General features: G+C 67.9%; 10 protein-coding genes and 1 pseudogene. 7 read left to right on the forward strand and 4 right to left on the reverse strand.

Annotation, left to right across the window (positions count from 1 at the left end; genetic code table 11):
* Window positions 1-287: 287 nt before the first annotated feature.
* Entirely contained in the window at window positions 288-1,208 is a 921-nt protein-coding gene (gene prmA, locus DYQ94_RS09070) for a 50S ribosomal protein L11 methyltransferase (protein ID WP_039509979.1), read from the forward strand.
* Between the two features lie 12 nt (window positions 1,209-1,220).
* Here the strand turns inward: prmA and DYQ94_RS09075 are convergent, their stop codons facing one another.
* Complete coding sequence (locus tag DYQ94_RS09075) at window positions 1,221-1,712, reverse strand: hypothetical protein (RefSeq protein WP_126965250.1); 492 nt, start codon at window positions 1,710-1,712, stop codon at window positions 1,221-1,223.
* 147 nt (window positions 1,713-1,859) lie between these two features.
* Here DYQ94_RS09075 and DYQ94_RS09080 point away from each other — a divergent pair, with 147 nt between their 5' ends.
* The 3 genes from DYQ94_RS09080 (at window position 1,860) to fis (ending at window position 4,165) form a co-directional block, all read left to right on the forward strand.
* Complete coding sequence (locus DYQ94_RS09080) at window positions 1,860-2,237, forward strand: helix-turn-helix domain-containing protein (RefSeq protein ID WP_016903361.1); 378 nt, start codon at window positions 1,860-1,862, stop codon at window positions 2,235-2,237.
* Window positions 2,238-2,618: 381 nt separating this feature from the next.
* Window positions 2,619-3,776, forward strand: coding sequence for a DUF3426 domain-containing protein (locus DYQ94_RS09085; protein WP_126965251.1), 1,158 nt, complete (start codon window positions 2,619-2,621; stop codon window positions 3,774-3,776).
* Window positions 3,777-3,892: 116 nt separating this feature from the next.
* A complete protein-coding gene (gene fis / locus DYQ94_RS09090; protein WP_002804983.1) occupies window positions 3,893-4,165 on the forward strand; it encodes a DNA-binding transcriptional regulator Fis in 273 nt (90 codons plus the stop codon).
* A gap of 322 nt (window positions 4,166-4,487) precedes the next feature.
* Here fis and DYQ94_RS09095 read toward each other — a convergent pair whose 3' ends face one another.
* From DYQ94_RS09095 to DYQ94_RS09105, 3 genes and pseudogenes are all read right to left on the reverse strand, one after another.
* The gene (locus tag DYQ94_RS09095; RefSeq protein WP_126965252.1) at window positions 4,488-8,642 is read right to left on the reverse strand and encodes a beta strand repeat-containing protein; all 4,155 of its coding nucleotides are present in this window, start codon (window positions 8,640-8,642) and stop codon (window positions 4,488-4,490) included.
* Window positions 8,643-8,786: 144 nt separating this feature from the next.
* Complete coding sequence (locus DYQ94_RS09100; RefSeq protein ID WP_154831334.1) at window positions 8,787-9,101, reverse strand: hypothetical protein; 315 nt, start codon at window positions 9,099-9,101, stop codon at window positions 8,787-8,789.
* Between the two features lie 119 nt (window positions 9,102-9,220).
* Window positions 9,221-9,349 (reverse strand): annotated as a pseudogene (locus DYQ94_RS09105) (CDP-alcohol phosphatidyltransferase family protein); the annotation flags it as partial.
* Between the two features lie 74 nt (window positions 9,350-9,423).
* On the opposite strand from DYQ94_RS09105, the gene purH reads away from it, so the two are divergent.
* The 3 genes from purH to yccS all read left to right on the forward strand — a co-directional run bounded on the left by purH (window position 9,424) and on the right by yccS (window position 14,753).
* Window positions 9,424-11,007, forward strand: coding sequence for a bifunctional phosphoribosylaminoimidazolecarboxamide formyltransferase/IMP cyclohydrolase (gene purH / locus DYQ94_RS09110; RefSeq protein WP_102580342.1), 1,584 nt, complete (start codon window positions 9,424-9,426; stop codon window positions 11,005-11,007).
* Between the two features lie 120 nt (window positions 11,008-11,127).
* Window positions 11,128-12,423, forward strand: a complete 1,296-nt coding sequence (gene purD, locus DYQ94_RS09115) for a phosphoribosylamine--glycine ligase (protein ID WP_126965254.1) — start codon at window positions 11,128-11,130, stop codon at window positions 12,421-12,423.
* Between the two features lie 116 nt (window positions 12,424-12,539).
* Entirely contained in the window at window positions 12,540-14,753 is a 2,214-nt protein-coding gene (gene yccS, locus DYQ94_RS09120) for a YccS family putative transporter (protein ID WP_126965255.1), read from the forward strand.
* The last annotated feature ends 9 nt before the right edge of the window (window positions 14,754-14,762 follow it).

Consider the following 14,762-nt stretch of genomic DNA (forward strand, 5'->3'; position numbering starts at 1 on the left):
AAGCGGACGCTGCCGATGCGAACGGCGGACGGTGCATTGCATGAGGACGGTGATCTGCGCGGGTGTGGCGTGGGTGGCGCGCAGCGGGCGTCTGGTTGCCGGCACGCCCGCGTGCTGCGCCGGCAGCGGCCGGCACTACCGCGCTGCATGTGCTGAGTGCACCGATCAGGCGACGGCATCCGCGGTATCGCGCACGCGGTGCGCCTGCCTATCCGGCCCCCGTCGCGCAGGAGTCCGCCGGCATGAATGGTCTACGATGCACGCTTTCGAATTGCCCGACCGCCACGATGCCGTTTCTTGAACTGACCCTGCCCTGCTCCGACGCCACCCAGCCCCGTTACCAGAATGCGCTGGACGACATCGGCGCGCTGGCGGTGACGTTGCTCGACGCCAATGCCGACACCAGCAACGAGCGCGCCATTCTCGAGCCCGGCGTCGGCGAAACGCCGCTGTGGAACACCATGGTGCTGAACGCGCTGTTCGACGGCGACAGCGATGCACTGGTGCTGCTCGCCGCGCTGGAAGCGTTCGACCCCGGGCTGGACTGGAGCCAGGTGGCGTTCCGCACGGTCGACGACAGCGACTGGGAACGCGCCTGGATGGATCAGTTCAAGCCGATGCAGTTCGGCGCGCGCACCTTCATCGTGCCGTGGAATCACGCGCTGCCCGAGGCCGCGCAGGCGCCCGACGCCGCGGTGATCCGTCTGGATCCGGGCCTGGCGTTCGGCTCGGGCACGCACCAGACCACCGCGCTATGCCTGCGCTGGCTGGACAGCCTGGCCGGCAGCGGCGAGCTGCAGGGCCGCAGCGTGCTGGATTTCGGCTGCGGTTCGGGCATTCTCGCCGTCGCCGCGCTGAAGCTGGGCGCCGCCAGCGCGGTGGGCGTGGACAACGATCCGCAGGCGCTGCTGGCCACTGCCGACAATGCCGAGCGCAACGCCTTGCAGGCGCAGCTGGCGGTGTACCTGCCGCAGGACGAGCCGGTGCAGACCTATCCGGTGGTGGTCGCCAACATCCTGGCCTCGGCGCTGGATGCGCTGGCCGACACCTTGTCCGCGCGCGTGGCACCGGGCGGACGGATTGCGCTGTCGGGCATCCTGCATGGTCAGGAAGAGGAACTGCTGCAGCGCTACGCGCCCTGGTTCGAGCAACTGCGTTGCGAACGCGACGAAGACTGGATGCGCATCGACGGCGTACGCCGCCACTGACACCGCGTCGGCTCAGCGGTGTGGCCGGCCGGCGCGGATCTGCGCGGTGGTCACCGCATCGGCCACGCTGATGGCGCGCAGGCGGGTCACCGCCTGCCAGCCGGCACGCCGCAGCGCCGCGTTGCGCCACGGCCCGGCCTGCCGGGCCAGCTGCACGCGCAGGCCCAGCTCGGCCAGCAGCAAGGCCGCCCAGGCCGGCAGCGACCACGTGCGCGGGCCCAGGCTGGCCAGGCCGCCGGCCAGCGCCAGCAAACCCACACTGAGCGCCAGCAGCCACCAGTGCCGCTGGCGCAGCGCCCACCACCGCGGCGCCAGCCCGGCCGACCACTGCGTGCCGTCGGCCACCGCGGTCCACGCGTCCTGGCGCTGCCAGACCTGGTAACACGGCGCGCCCCGAAAGCGGGTGATCGCCGGATCCAGCGGCGAATGTGCCGGCCATGGCGCGGCGGGCGGCGTTGAAGGCGTGGTGGAACGGGCGGATTTGGGAGCGGCTGGCTCGACCATGGATGTCCTCCTTGAGTTCGCTGTGATCCCGTCATCATTGACGCCCTGACAGTATCGCAAACATATCGGCATATGAAAGGTATACGAACTATCCCTGATTGCTGCTAGGGCTATATCTCCCGGCCCGTTCCCCACTCACGGTGCCGTGTGAGCAAGTTGTACGAACGCGTCCGCGAAGCCCGCGCCCTGACCAAGCTGACCCAGGAAGGCCTGGCCGGCGAGCTGGGCGTGACCCGTAGCGCGGTGGCGCAATGGGAAATGGCCGAAGGCACCGCGCCCTCGGTGGACAACCTGATCGGCCTGGCCAGGCGCAGCGGCATGGCGTTCGAATACCTGGCCACCGGCCGCGGCGAGCGCACCTTCGGCCCACCGGTGCCGACGATCGCCGAAGAGCCCGCGCAGTATCGCCATCTGGACGAGCAGCAACGCGTGCTGCTGAACCGCTTCGACACGCTGGCGCCGCGCCAGCGCAGCGGCCTGCTCGATCTGTTGCTGGCCGAGAGCAAGACGCGGCGTCGGCGTTGAGTTGGGGATTCGGGATTCGGGATTCGGGATTCGGGAATCGGGAATCGGGAATCGGGAATCGGGAATCGGGGGCAGGCTGCTTGGGGCTTCGTTTGTGAGGCAAGCTCGGTGTTGGTAGCTGGCTCAGTCGGATGTGGATGACGTGGTGCCGGTCGTTGCGTTTGCTTGTTGGCTGGAATGCGTCTCTGCTGGAATGCGGCCTCGGGCTGCGGCAGGGTGGTCACAGCGGCGCGACGGTTGGCCAGCCAACGGGATGCGTACCCCGCAGTCGATGGAAGCGGCATCTGCGCTTGCGGCTGCGTGCCGCACGCATGACGCGCCCGGGTTCGCCCAGTGGCGTGCGCGTGGTTGAATAGGGTTCTTCCCGCTGCACGCCTGCCGATGTCCGAGACTCCGCCACCGCGCCGCCCCCTGGCCACGTTCCTGCGTGCGACGCCGGCTGCCCCGTCGCTGATCCCGACCCCGGTGGTGCCTGCGGCCGACGCGCCGCTGCACGCGCCGCCGGTGCCGGCCGGCGCACTGGTGCCGGCACCATTGGCCGAGGCGGTGGCCGCCCCGGCGGCGCCGCTCGTTCCGCCACCGTCTGCGCCACCGTCTGCGCCACCGGCGACTGCGCCGCGCAGCGATTCGGTGCCGGTGGACATCCTGCCGCCACCCGGCGATGCCGGCCAGACCGCGGCAGATACCGCCGAGCCGGACCGGCTGGCGTGGACCACGGCGACCACGCGCCAGCTACCCGGCGATCCTGCCGAAGACACGGCGGCCGGCCGCAGCGACACCCGCAGCGCGCTCGCCGGCACTGCCCCTGCACAGCCGACCACTGCACAGCCGCGCGACGTAGCAGCCGCCGGCGTGCCAGGCACAGCCCGGCAGCGTGAGCACGGCAACGCATCCGCTCCCGCCTCCGACCTGGCCGCCCCGCCGGCACCCGGCACCGATCCGGACACGGACGCCGAGCCCAGCGACAACGACGCGGGCGCTGCCGACGCAGCAGCGCCCGCCCAGTTCCAGCCACTGCCGGCCGAGGCCGCGCCTGCATTCGCACGGCGCGGGCTGAGCCGGCCACGGCTGCGCGCCAGCGGCCGCCAGTGGGCGTTACTGGTCGGGCTGGTCGGCCTGCTGGCCTTGCAGATCGTCATCGCCGACCGCGCGCAGCTGGCGGCCGATGCGCGCTGGCGCCCGCTGGTCAGCGCCGCCTGTGCCGTGGCGCGCTGCACCCTGCCGGCCTGGCGCGAGCCGGCCGCGCTGACCTTGCTCAATCGCGAGGTGCGCCCGCTGCCCGGGGTGCCGGGCGTGCTGCAGATCCAGGCCAGCTTCCGCAACGAGGCACGCTGGGCGCAGGCCTGGCCGTGGCTGCAGCTGTCGCTGTCCGACGCCGACGGGCGGGTGATCGGCACGCGTGTGCTGGCGCCGCAGGAGTATCTGGGCCAGCCGCCGGCCGCACAGGACACGCTCGCGCCGGGCCAGGCGGTGCAGGTGGCCTTTCGCGTGCGCGAACCGGCCGCAAGCACGGCGGCCTTCAGTTTCGACTTCCGCTGAGCGGACCCGACCTGCACCCATGGCCACACGGGCGTGGCGAGCGGGGAGGTCACGCGCTAGACTCACTCCCCCTCGCCGGCCACGCGTCCCGGCTTCGTGACACTGGGAAACCTCCTTTGAACGCAGCCCCCTCTCGTCCTGACACCAGTCGTGGCGCCCCGAAGTCGCCGCTGCGCGAACACGTGGCCCAGTCCGTCCGCCGTTACCTGCGCGACCTGGACGGCAGCGACGCCGACGACGTGTACGAAATCGTGCTGCGCGAGATGGAGATCCCGTTGTTCGTGGAAGTGCTCAACCACTGCGAAGGCAACCAGAGCCGCGCGGCGGCGATGCTGGGCATTCACCGCGCCACGCTGCGCAAGAAGCTGAAAGAGTACGGGCTGACGTAAGCCGGGATTGGGGAATCGGGATTGGGGAATCGTTAGAGCGTTGGGGTGTGCTGCGGGCTGGCAGTGCACTGCGCTGGCACGCTTGGTGATGACGCGGCCGATGCCGATCCTTATTGCGTGTTATGGATGTTCTGCGTGTTGATGCCCGGTCGGGCTGCCCAAAGTATTCGCTCTTGATCCCACGCGTCGGCGCAATACTTCTGTCGCGCCCAACGTGCCCTGCCTCGCGCGCCCTCTTCATCTGATCGAGTCAACCGCCGGAATCCGGCGGTTGGCTGCAGTGCTCAATCGGCGATGCCGATCGCCTGGGCGAGTTGCCTGCTCAGTTCGGCAATTGCGTCACCGCTGCATGATCCGCTGCCGGGGCCGGGCCGCTGCCATGGTCCGGCACGATGGTGGCGAGCGTGTCGAAGGGATCGTCGAACTTCTCCACCACGTTCTTGTCGTCATCGATCTGATAGGCGGTGTCGGCCTCGACGCCCTCTTCCCCGGTCTTGGCGATGATGTTGGTGTAGCGCTTGCCGTCCCAGCAGCGAAAGATCAGCACCGAGTCTTCGCCACCGGTCAGGGTGGAGCCCAGGCTGCCGATCAATCTGCTGTTGGCGCCCGCCGTCAGGATGCTGTTCTTGCCAGCGGTCAACTTGCTGCGGTCGCCCGCCATCAGCGTGCAGTCATCGCCGGCGGTGAGCCTGCTGCGGTCCCCGGCGGTGAGGAAGCTATTGCTGCCGGCCAGCAACTTGCTGCGATCGCCAGCGATCTGGGTGCTGTCGGCGCCGGCGATCAGCTTGCTGCGGTCACCCGCGGTCTGCACGCTGCCCATGCCGGCGATCAACGTGCTGCGCGAGCCGGCCGTCTGCGAACTCAGCTTGCCGGCAATCAGCATGCTGCGGTGACCGGCAATCTGGGTACTTTCGTGTCCTGCGATCAGCGAGCTGCCATAGCTGGCGATCTGGTTGCTGCCGTAGCCGGCGGTCAGATAGCTGCGCACGCCACTGGTCAAGCTGCTGCCATAACCGGCAATCAGCGAGCTGTCCTGCCCGGCGATTTCGGTGCTGCCGTAGCCTGCGGTCAACGAGCTGTTGTCCTGCGCGGTCAGGGTGCTGCCATAGCCGGCAGTCAGCGTGCTGTCGCCACCGGCGGTCTGGCTGCTGCCGTAACCGGCGATCAGGGTGCTGGAAAACCCGGCGATTTCGGTACTGCCATAGCCGGCGGTGAGCGAGCTGTTTTCCAGCGCGGTCAGCGTGCTGCCGTAACCGGCGGTCAGGGTGCTTTCGTAACCAGCCGTCTGCGTGCTGCCATAGCCGGAAATCAGGGTACTTTCGTAGCCGGCGGTGGAATTGCTGCCGTAACCGGCAGTCAGGATGCTGCCATGGCCGGCGGTTTGCGTACTGCCGTAACCGGTGGTGAGCCAGCTGATTTCCTGCGCGGTCTGGGTGCTGCCGTATCCGGCGGTCAGCGTGCTTTCGTAACCGGCCGTCTGCGTGCTGCCATAGCCGGCAATCAACGAGCTTTGGAAGCTGGCGGTGGAGGTACTGCCATAACCGGTGATCAGCCAGCTGCTGCTCTGCGCGGTCTGGGTGCTGCCGTAACCGGCAGTCAGGGTGCTGTCGTAACCGGCGGTCTGGGTACTGCCATACCCTGCGATCAGCGAGCTGTCCGGGCCGGCCATGGAGGAACTGCCGTAGCCGGCGATCAGCGAACTGCTTTCCTGCGCGGTCTGGGTACTGCCATAGCCGGTGGTAAGAATGCTCTTGTAGCCGGCCGTCTGCGTACTGCCGTAGCCGGCAATCAGCGTACTGTCATGCCCTGCCGTCGAGGTGCTGCCGTAACCGGTGGTGAGCGTGCTGCGCTCCTGCGCGGTCTGCGTGCTGCCGTAGCCGGCGGTGAGGATGCTCTTGAAGCCGGCCGTCTGGGTGCTGCCGTAGCCGGCGATCAGCGAGCTGTCCGAGCCCGCGGTGGAAGAACTGCCATAGCCGGCAGTGAGCATGCTGCCCTCTTGCGCGGTCTGGGTGCTGCCATAGCCGGTGGTCAGGATGCTCTTGAAGCCGGCCGTCTGCGTGCTGCCGTAGCCGGCGATCAATGAACTGTCCGAACCGGCGGTGGAGGTGCTGCCGTAGCCGGCGGTCAGATCGCTGCCTTTGCGCGCGGTCTGCGTGCTGCCGTATCCCGCCGTCAGGGAACTGTCGCCACCGGAGGTTTGCGTACTGCCATAACCGGCAATCAGCGTGCTGTCGGCACCAGCTGTCGAGGTACTTCCATAGCCGGTGGTGAGGTCGCTGCCCTTGCGCGCGGTCTGCGTGCTGCCGTAGCCGGCGGTGAGCGAGCTTTCCCCGCCCGAGGTCTGGGTGCTGCCGTAACCGGCAATCAAGGTGCTGTCGGCACCGGCCGTGGACGTACTGCCGTAACCGGTGGTCAGGTCGCTGCCCTTGCGCGCCGTTTGCGTGCTGCCGTAGCCCGCAGTGAGCGAACTGTCACCGCCCGAGGTCTGCGTACTGCCATAGCCGGCGATCAGCGTGCTGTCGGCACCGGCCGTGGACGTACTGCCGTAGCCGGTGGTCAGGTCGCTGCCCTTGCGGGCGGTTTGCGTGCTGCCGTAGCCCGCGGTCAGCGAGCTGTCGCCGCCCGACGTCTGCGTACTGCCATAGCCGGCGATCAAGGTGCTGTCGGCGCCGGCGGTGGAGGTACTACCGTAACCGGTGGTCAGGTCGCTGCCGCTGCGTGCGGTCTGCGTACTGCCGTAGCCCGCAGTGAGCGAACTGTCACCGCCGGATGTCTGGGTGCTGCCGTAACCGGCGATCAGCGTGCTATCGGCGCCAGCGGTGGAGGTACTACCGTAGCCGGTGGTCAGGTCGCTGCCGCTGCGCGCCGTTTGCGTGCTGCCGTAACCGGCGGTGAGCGAGCTATCACCACCGGACGTCTGCGTGCTGCCATAGCCGGCGATCAGCGTGCTGTCGGCGCCGGCCGTGGAGGTACTGCCATAGCCGGTGGTCAGGTCGCTGCCGCTGCGTGCGGTCTGCGTGCTGCCGTAGCCGGCGGTCAGCGAGCTGTCGCCGCCGGAGGTCTGCGTACTGCCATAGCCGGCGATCAAGGTGCTGTCGGCGCCGGCCGTGGAGGTACTGCCATAGCCGGTGGTCAGGTCGCTGCCCTTGCGTGCAGTCTGCGTACTGCCGTACCCGGCAGTGAGTGAGCTCTCGCCACCGGAGGTCTGGGTGCTGCCATAGCCGGCGATCAGCGTGCTGTCCGCACCGGCCGTAGAGGTACTGCCGTAGCCCGCGGTGAGGTCGCTGCCGGTGCGGGCGGTTTGCGTGCTGCCGTAGCCTGCCGTCAGCGAGCTGTCGTTGCCCGAGGTCTGCGTGCTGCCATAACCGGCAATCAGGGAGCTGTCGGCACCTGCGGTGCCGGTGCTGCCGTAGCCGGCAGTGAGGTCACTGCCGTCCTGCGCAGTCTGCGTGCTGCCATAGCCGGCGGTCAGCGAGCTTTCTCCGCCCGAGGTCTGGGTGCTGCCATAGCCGGCAATCAACGAGCTGTCGGTGCCCGCGGTGCTGGTGCTGCCGTAGCCTGCGGTGAGGTCGCTGCCGTTCTGTGCGGTCTGGGTGCTGCCGTAACCGGCAGTCAACGAGCTGTCGCCGCCGGAAGTTTGCGTGCTGCCATAGCCGGCGATCAGCGAGCTGTCTGCACCCGCGGTTTCCGTGCTGCCGTAGCCTGCAGTCAGATCGCTGCCATGGCGCGCGGTCTGGGTGCTGCCATAGCCGGCCGTCAGTGTGCTGCCACCGCCTGCGGTCTGGGAACTGCCGTAGCCTGCGACGATGGTGCTGTCGGATCCGGCCACGCCGGTGCTGCCATAGCCGGCGATCAACTCGCTGCCGTTACCCGCGGTTTCGGTACTTCCATAGCCTGCGATCAGCTGGCTCTGATCGGCGCCGGTGAGCGTGCTGCCGTAGGTGGCGATTTCGCGTGTGCGCAGGATCGCAGCTGAAGCCTGTGCGGTTTGTGGATCGATGCCGTGGGTCGCAACCGGCATTGGCGCGGTGGAATGCGCAGCGCTTTCGACGAGCGGTGCGGTGAATTGCGCCTGCGCTGCCTTGGGAATGAAATCCGCGGCAATGACCGGCGTTACCGGCGGCTCCGGCTGGGGCGGCGCGTGCTGCGCAATGCCCGCGGCAATGCACTGCATGGCACCGGCACGGCTGCCGGCGTAGACCACCTCGGCCCGGGGAAACTTGATCATGCCCTCCTCGCCCAGCCAGATGATGTCGGCGGTATCGACCATGCAGACCACCCAGTGCGCATCAGCATGCATGTTCAGATGCGCATTGGTTCCCTGTCCCCACAACAGGCCGGTCAGGCCGTTTTCCTGCTTGATGGTGGGTTGCCAATGCCGGCATTCGACACTGCCTGACTGCGGCCAGATCAGCCCGCAGTGATCGGACATGTTGTTGGTGCAGGTGCGTAATGCCAGGACTTTTTCGCGATTCATAAGGGTGATCTCATAGGAATGTTCCGAGCAGCTGCGCAAACCGGCATGCATGCCCTGGCCGACGAACGGGTGCGGAGCGTCCCGCCGTGAGGGCGAGACGGATCGGCCCATTGGCAAGGGCAGTACCGGCACTGCGACGGTTGGTCATCGACGAACGCCACAAGGCGCACGCGCGCTGCGGTGTCTTGCTTGAATCGCAGGGTCATGGACGGCCGTGACGGCAAGACGCAGCGGGGAGTGATGGCAAGGCTGGCTCCTGCGCGACAGCCGTTGCAGCAAGTAGCGACGGGACGCCTCGCCGAAAGCGTCGTTGCTGGTGAACCGGTTGAGTGAATCGATCAGCGAGCACAGATCGTCGGTCAGCCCGTCGCTGGCAACTGTCGCCGTAGCAGAAGACAGGTGCGCATTACCGAAGAACAGGCATGCATTCCACGCCCGAAGACAGGTCTTTTTGATCAATCTGCGACCGGCTCCGGATTGTGTTCGTCAGTGCACGACCGGAACCAAGAAGAGTTTTGCGCAATCATCGAATCCCGTCGCGGTGGCACACGTGCATGCCCGGCCACAGCGCATGCCGCGGCGGCCACCAGCAACGCCACCGCTGCCGCGAACGCCCGGTCGGCGCTGATGCCGCCGCGTGACCGCGCGCCCGCCATCGGCCGCAGCAGTGCCTGGCAGCGCCTTTTCGGCGCATGGATCGACGCCATTGCGGGCGCTCGGGTCCATTCAAGCGCCGGCGCGGCCTACAATATGGGCTGCTCCGCTTTGATATCCCCCACCGATGGCCTCTGATCTCCTGCCCGTGCGCCGGGCCCTGCTCTCCGTTTCCGACAAGACCGGCCTGATCGATCTGGCCCGCGCGCTGGCAGCGCGCAATGTCGCGCTGCTGTCCACCGGCGGCACCGCCAAGGCGATCCGCGAGGCGGGCCTGCCGGTCACCGACGTCGCCGAGCTGACCGGTTTCCCGGAGATGATGGACGGCCGCGTCAAGACCCTGCACCCGCTGGTGCACGGCGGCCTGCTCGGCCGCGCCGGCATAGACGAAGCGGTGATGGCCGAACACGGCATCGTGCCGATCGACCTGCTGGTGCTGAACCTGTATCCGTTCGAATCGGTGACCGCCAAGGCCGACTGCACGCTGGCCGATGCGGTGGAAAACATCGATATCGGCGGCCCGGCGATGCTGCGCAGCGCGGCGAAGAACTTCGCCCGCGTGGCGGTGGCCACCGACCCGGCGCAGTACGCCGAGCTGCTGGCCGAACTCGACGCCAACGACGGCCAGCTGTCGGCGGCCAGGCGCTTTGCGCTGTCGGTGGCCGCGTTCAACCGCGTGGCGCAGTACGACGCGGCGATCAGCAACTACCTGTCGGCGGTGGCCGACAGCACCGAAAACGTGCCCACGCGCAGCCCGTTCCCGGCGCAGATCAATTCCAACTTCGTCAAGGTGATGGACCTGCGCTACGGCGAGAACCCGCACCAGGCCGGTGCGTTCTACCGCGACCTGTACCCGGTGCCGGGCACGCTGGCCACCTTCCAGCAGTTGCAGGGCAAGGAACTGAGCTACAACAACCTGGCCGATGCCGATGCGGCATGGGAATGCGTGCGCCAGTTCGATGCGCCGGCCTGCGTGATCGTCAAGCACGCCAACCCCTGCGGTGTGGCGGTGGGCGCAGGCTGCGGCGATGCCTACGAGCTGGCCTACGCCACCGACCCGACCAGCGCCTTCGGCGGCATCCTGGCCTTCAACAAGACCCTCGACGCGGCGACCGCCAAGGCCATCCTGGATCGCCAGTTCGTCGAGGTGCTGATCGCCCCGGACTACGAGCCCGGCGCGCTCGACTATGCGACCAAGAAAGCCAACGTGCGCGTGCTCAAGATCCCGCACGGCAACGGCCTCAACAACTACGACACCAAGCGGATCGGCTCGGGCCTGCTGATGCAGTCGTCCGACAACCGCGGCATGTCGCTGGGTGAACTGAGCGTGGTCACCCAGCGCGCGCCCAGCGAAGCCGAACTGGGCGATCTGCTGTTCGCCTGGCGCGTGGCCAAGTACGTCAAATCCAACGCGATTGTCTACGCCAAGGACCACCGCACCATCGGTGTGGGCGCCGGGCAGATGAGCCGCGTGGTCAGCGCCAAGATCGCCGCGCTCAAGGCCGAAGAAGCCAAGCTCACGGTGGCCGGCTCGGTGATGGCGTCGGATGCGTTCTTCCCGTTCCGCGACGGCATCGATGCCGCCGCTGCGGCCGGCATCAAGGCGGTGATCCAGCCGGGCGGCTCGATGCGCGATGGCGAAGTGATCGCCGCCGCCGACGAACACGGCATCGCGATGGTGTTCACCGGCGTGCGGCATTTCAGGCACTGACGTGCCGGGATTCGGGAGTGGGGATTCGGGAGTGGCAACGTCGCTCTGGTCTCTCCTGTTTCCGGTCTCTGCCTTGCTTCAACCAATCCCCAATCACGACTCCCCAATCTCGGCACTTACATGAAAATCCTCGTCATCGGCTCCGGCGGCCGTGAACATGCCCTGGCCTGGAAGATCGCGCAGTCCGCGCGCGTGAGCGAGGTGCTGGTGGCACCCGGCAATGCCGGCACTGCGACCGAAGCCAAGTGCCGCAACGTGGCGATCAAGGTCGACGACCTGGATGGCCTGCTGGCGCTGGCGCAGCGCGAAGCCGTGGCGCTCACGGTGGTCGGCCCGGAAGTGCCGCTGGTGCTGGGCGTGGTCGACCGTTTCCACGCCGCCGGCCTACGTATCTTCGGGCCCACCGCCAAGGCCGCGCAGCTGGAGGGCAGCAAGGCCTTCGCGAAAGATTTTCTGGCGCGCCATGGCATCCCCACCGCGTACTACGCGGTGCACACCGAGGTGGACGCCGCGCTGGCCTACGTGCGCGAGAAAGGCGCGCCGATCGTGGTCAAGGCCGATGGCCTGGCCGCCGGCAAGGGCGTGATCGTGGCGATGACGCTGAGCGAGGCCGAAGACGCGGTGCGCGACATGCTCTCGGGCAATGCGTTCGGCGATGCCGGCGCGCGCGTGGTGATCGAGGAATTCCTCGATGGCGAAGAAGCCAGCTTCATCTCGATGGTCGACGGCAGCCACGCCTTGCCGATGGCCACCAGCCAGGACCACAAGCGTGTCGGCGATGGTGACACCGGCCCCAATACCGGCGGCATGGGCGCGTACTCGCCGGCCCCGGTGGTCACGCCCGAGGTGCACGCGCGGGTGATGCGCGAGGTGGTCGAGCCGACCGTGCAAGGCATGATCGCCGACGGCGTGCCGTTCACCGGTTTCCTGTACGCCGGGCTGATGATCGATGCGCACGGCGCGCCCAAGGTGATCGAATTCAACGTGCGCTTCGGCGACCCGGAAACCCAGCCGGTGATGCTGCGCCTGCAGTCGGACCTGGTGGATCTGCTGGACGCCGCCATTGACGGCAAGCTCGACAAGACGCAAGCGCAGTGGGACCCGCGTCCATCGCTGGGCGTGGTCATCGCCGCCAAGCCGTATCCCGAAGCCCCGATCACCGGCGAGGTCATCAGCGGGCTGGACGCGGTGCCGGCCACCGCCAAGGTCTTCCATGCCGGCACCGCATTGAATGCGACCGGTGAGGTGGTCAGTGCCGGTGGCCGCGTGCTCTGCGTGGCCGCGCTGGGCGATAGCGTGCTGGAAGCGCAGCGCAATGCCTATGCCGGTCTGCAGCCGATCCACTGGGCCAGCGCCTTCCAGCGCAATGACATCGGCTGGCGTGCGATCGCCCGCGAGCAGGGTGCACAGGCCTGAGCGGCTTGCCCCAGGCACTTGCGACAACGCGGCTACTGACAAAGAACTAGCCGCCCTCCACCCCGATGGCGCGTGCCTGCGGCAATAATGCCCGGGCACCTTGCCTTGCAGAGACTGTGGCCACTTCCTCCTTCGAAACCCGCCTGAGCCGCCTGTGGGCCCATGAAAAGGCCAGCTATGGCCTGCGTGTGTTCATCGCGCTGGCGGTGGCAATGGGCGTGTGCTGGCACTGGCAGCAGCTCACCGCGGTGCCGGCGCTGTTCCTGGGCGCGATCGCCAGCGCCATCGCCGAGACCGACGACAACTGGCTGGGCCGCATCAAATCGGTGCTGCTGTCGCTGCTGTGTTTTGCCGCTGCTGCCGCGTCGGTGGTGCTGCTGTTCCCGTATCCGCTGGCGTTCGTGACCGGCATGGCGGTGGCGACCTTCTCGTTGACCCTGCTCGGCGCGTTGGGCGAGCGCTACGCCTCGATCGCGCAGGCCACCGTGGCCTTGTCGATCTACGCCATGATCGGCATGGACCAGCACGGCAGCCACGATCCGTCGATCGCCTGGCATGGCGCGATGCTGCTGCTGATCGGTGCCACCTGGTACGGCGTGCTGTCGATCCTGTGGACCCTGCTGTTCGCCAATCGCCCGGTGCGCGAACGGCTGTCGCGGCTGTTCTTCGAGCTGGGCCGTTATCTCAAGCTCAAGGCCGACCTGTTCGAACCGGTGCGGCAGAGCGACCTGCACGCACGCCGGCTGGCGCTGGCCGAGCAGAACGCCAAGGTGGTCGGCGCGCTCAACGCCGCCAAGACCGCGATCATGAGCCGCTTCGGCCGCTCGGGGCGGCCGGGCGTGCAATCGGGCCTGTATTTCCGCCTGTACTACATGGCGCAGGAATTCCATGAGCGCGCCAGTTCCTCGCACTATCCCTACGAAGCGCTGACCGACGCGTTCTTCCACAGCGACGTGCTGTACCGCTGCCAGCGCCTGCTCGCGCTGCAAGGCAAGGCCTGCGCCGCGTTGGGCGAGGCGATCCGCCTGCGCCATCCGTTCGATTACGGCGACAACAGCCGCCTGGCCACCGAAGACCTGCGGCAATCGCTGGACTATCTGCACGCGCGTGCCGACCCCGCACTGGCGCGTCTGCTCGGCGCGCTGGAATTGCTGGTGACCAACCTGCAGAGCATCGAACGCAAGCTGTCGGAAGCGGCGCAATCCGATTCCACCAGCGACAACCTCGACACCCGCCTGCGCGACTCCTCGCCGCACACCCTGCGCGAAATGGCTGCGCGTCTGATGCAGCAACTCACACCTGGCTCGGTGCTGTTCCGCCACGGCCTGCGCATGGCCATCGCGCTGGTGGTCGGCTACGCCATCATGCAATCCATCCATGCCGACAACGGCTACTGGATCCTGCTCACCACCGCCTTCGTGTGCCGGCCCAATTACGGCGCCACCCGCCTGCGGCTGGTACAGCGCATCGCCGGCACCCTGATCGGCCTGGTCGCTACCTGGGCGCTGATGCAGCTGTTCCCCGGCACCGAAGTGCAGCTGCTGCTGGCGCTGGCCGCCGCGCTGATCTTCTTCATCACCCGCACCGATCGCTACATGCTGGCCACCGCCGGCATCACCGTGATGGCGCTGTTCTGCTTCAACCTGCTTGGCGATGGTTTCGTGCTGATCTGGCCACGCCTGATCGACACGCTGATCGGTTGCGCAATCGCTGCGGCCGCCTCGTTCCTGATCCTGCCGGACTGGCAGGGCCGCCGCCTCAACCAGGTGATGGCCACGGTGCTGGCCAGCTGCGCGCGCTATCTGGCCCAGGTGCTGGAGCAATACGCCAGCGGCATGCGCGACGACCTGCCCTACCGCATCGCGCGCCGCGACATGCATAACGCCGATGCCGCGTTGTCGGTGGCCTTGTCCAACATGCTGCGCGAACCCGGCCGCTATCGGCGCAACCTGGATGCCGGCTTCCGCTTCCTGGCGCTGTCCAACACCTTGCTCGGCTATCTGTCTGCGCTCGGCGCGCACCGCGCCGCGCTCGATGGCGAACACGATCCTGCCATCGCGCAGGCCGGCGACTACCTGCAGCGCGCGCTGGGCGAAATCGCCACCGCCTTGCGCGAACGCCAGCCGCTGCCGGCACACGACGAAAGCCAGGAAATCGCCACTGCCGAAGCGCTGGAGCAGCATGCCGTGCAACTGCCGCCCAAGCAGCGCCTGGTGCGCGACCAGCTGGCACTGACCCTGCGGCTGCTGCCCAAACTGCGTGCCGCTGCCGTGGCGGTCACCACCGCGCCGGCAGAAGGCACACCGCGCCTGGCGACCAGCAAGACCTAGCGCGTCGTC

The sequence above is a fragment of the Xanthomonas sp. LMG 8993 genome (assembly GCF_009835065.2).
GTDB classification, from domain to species: Bacteria; Pseudomonadota; Gammaproteobacteria; order Xanthomonadales; family Xanthomonadaceae; genus Xanthomonas; species Xanthomonas arboricola.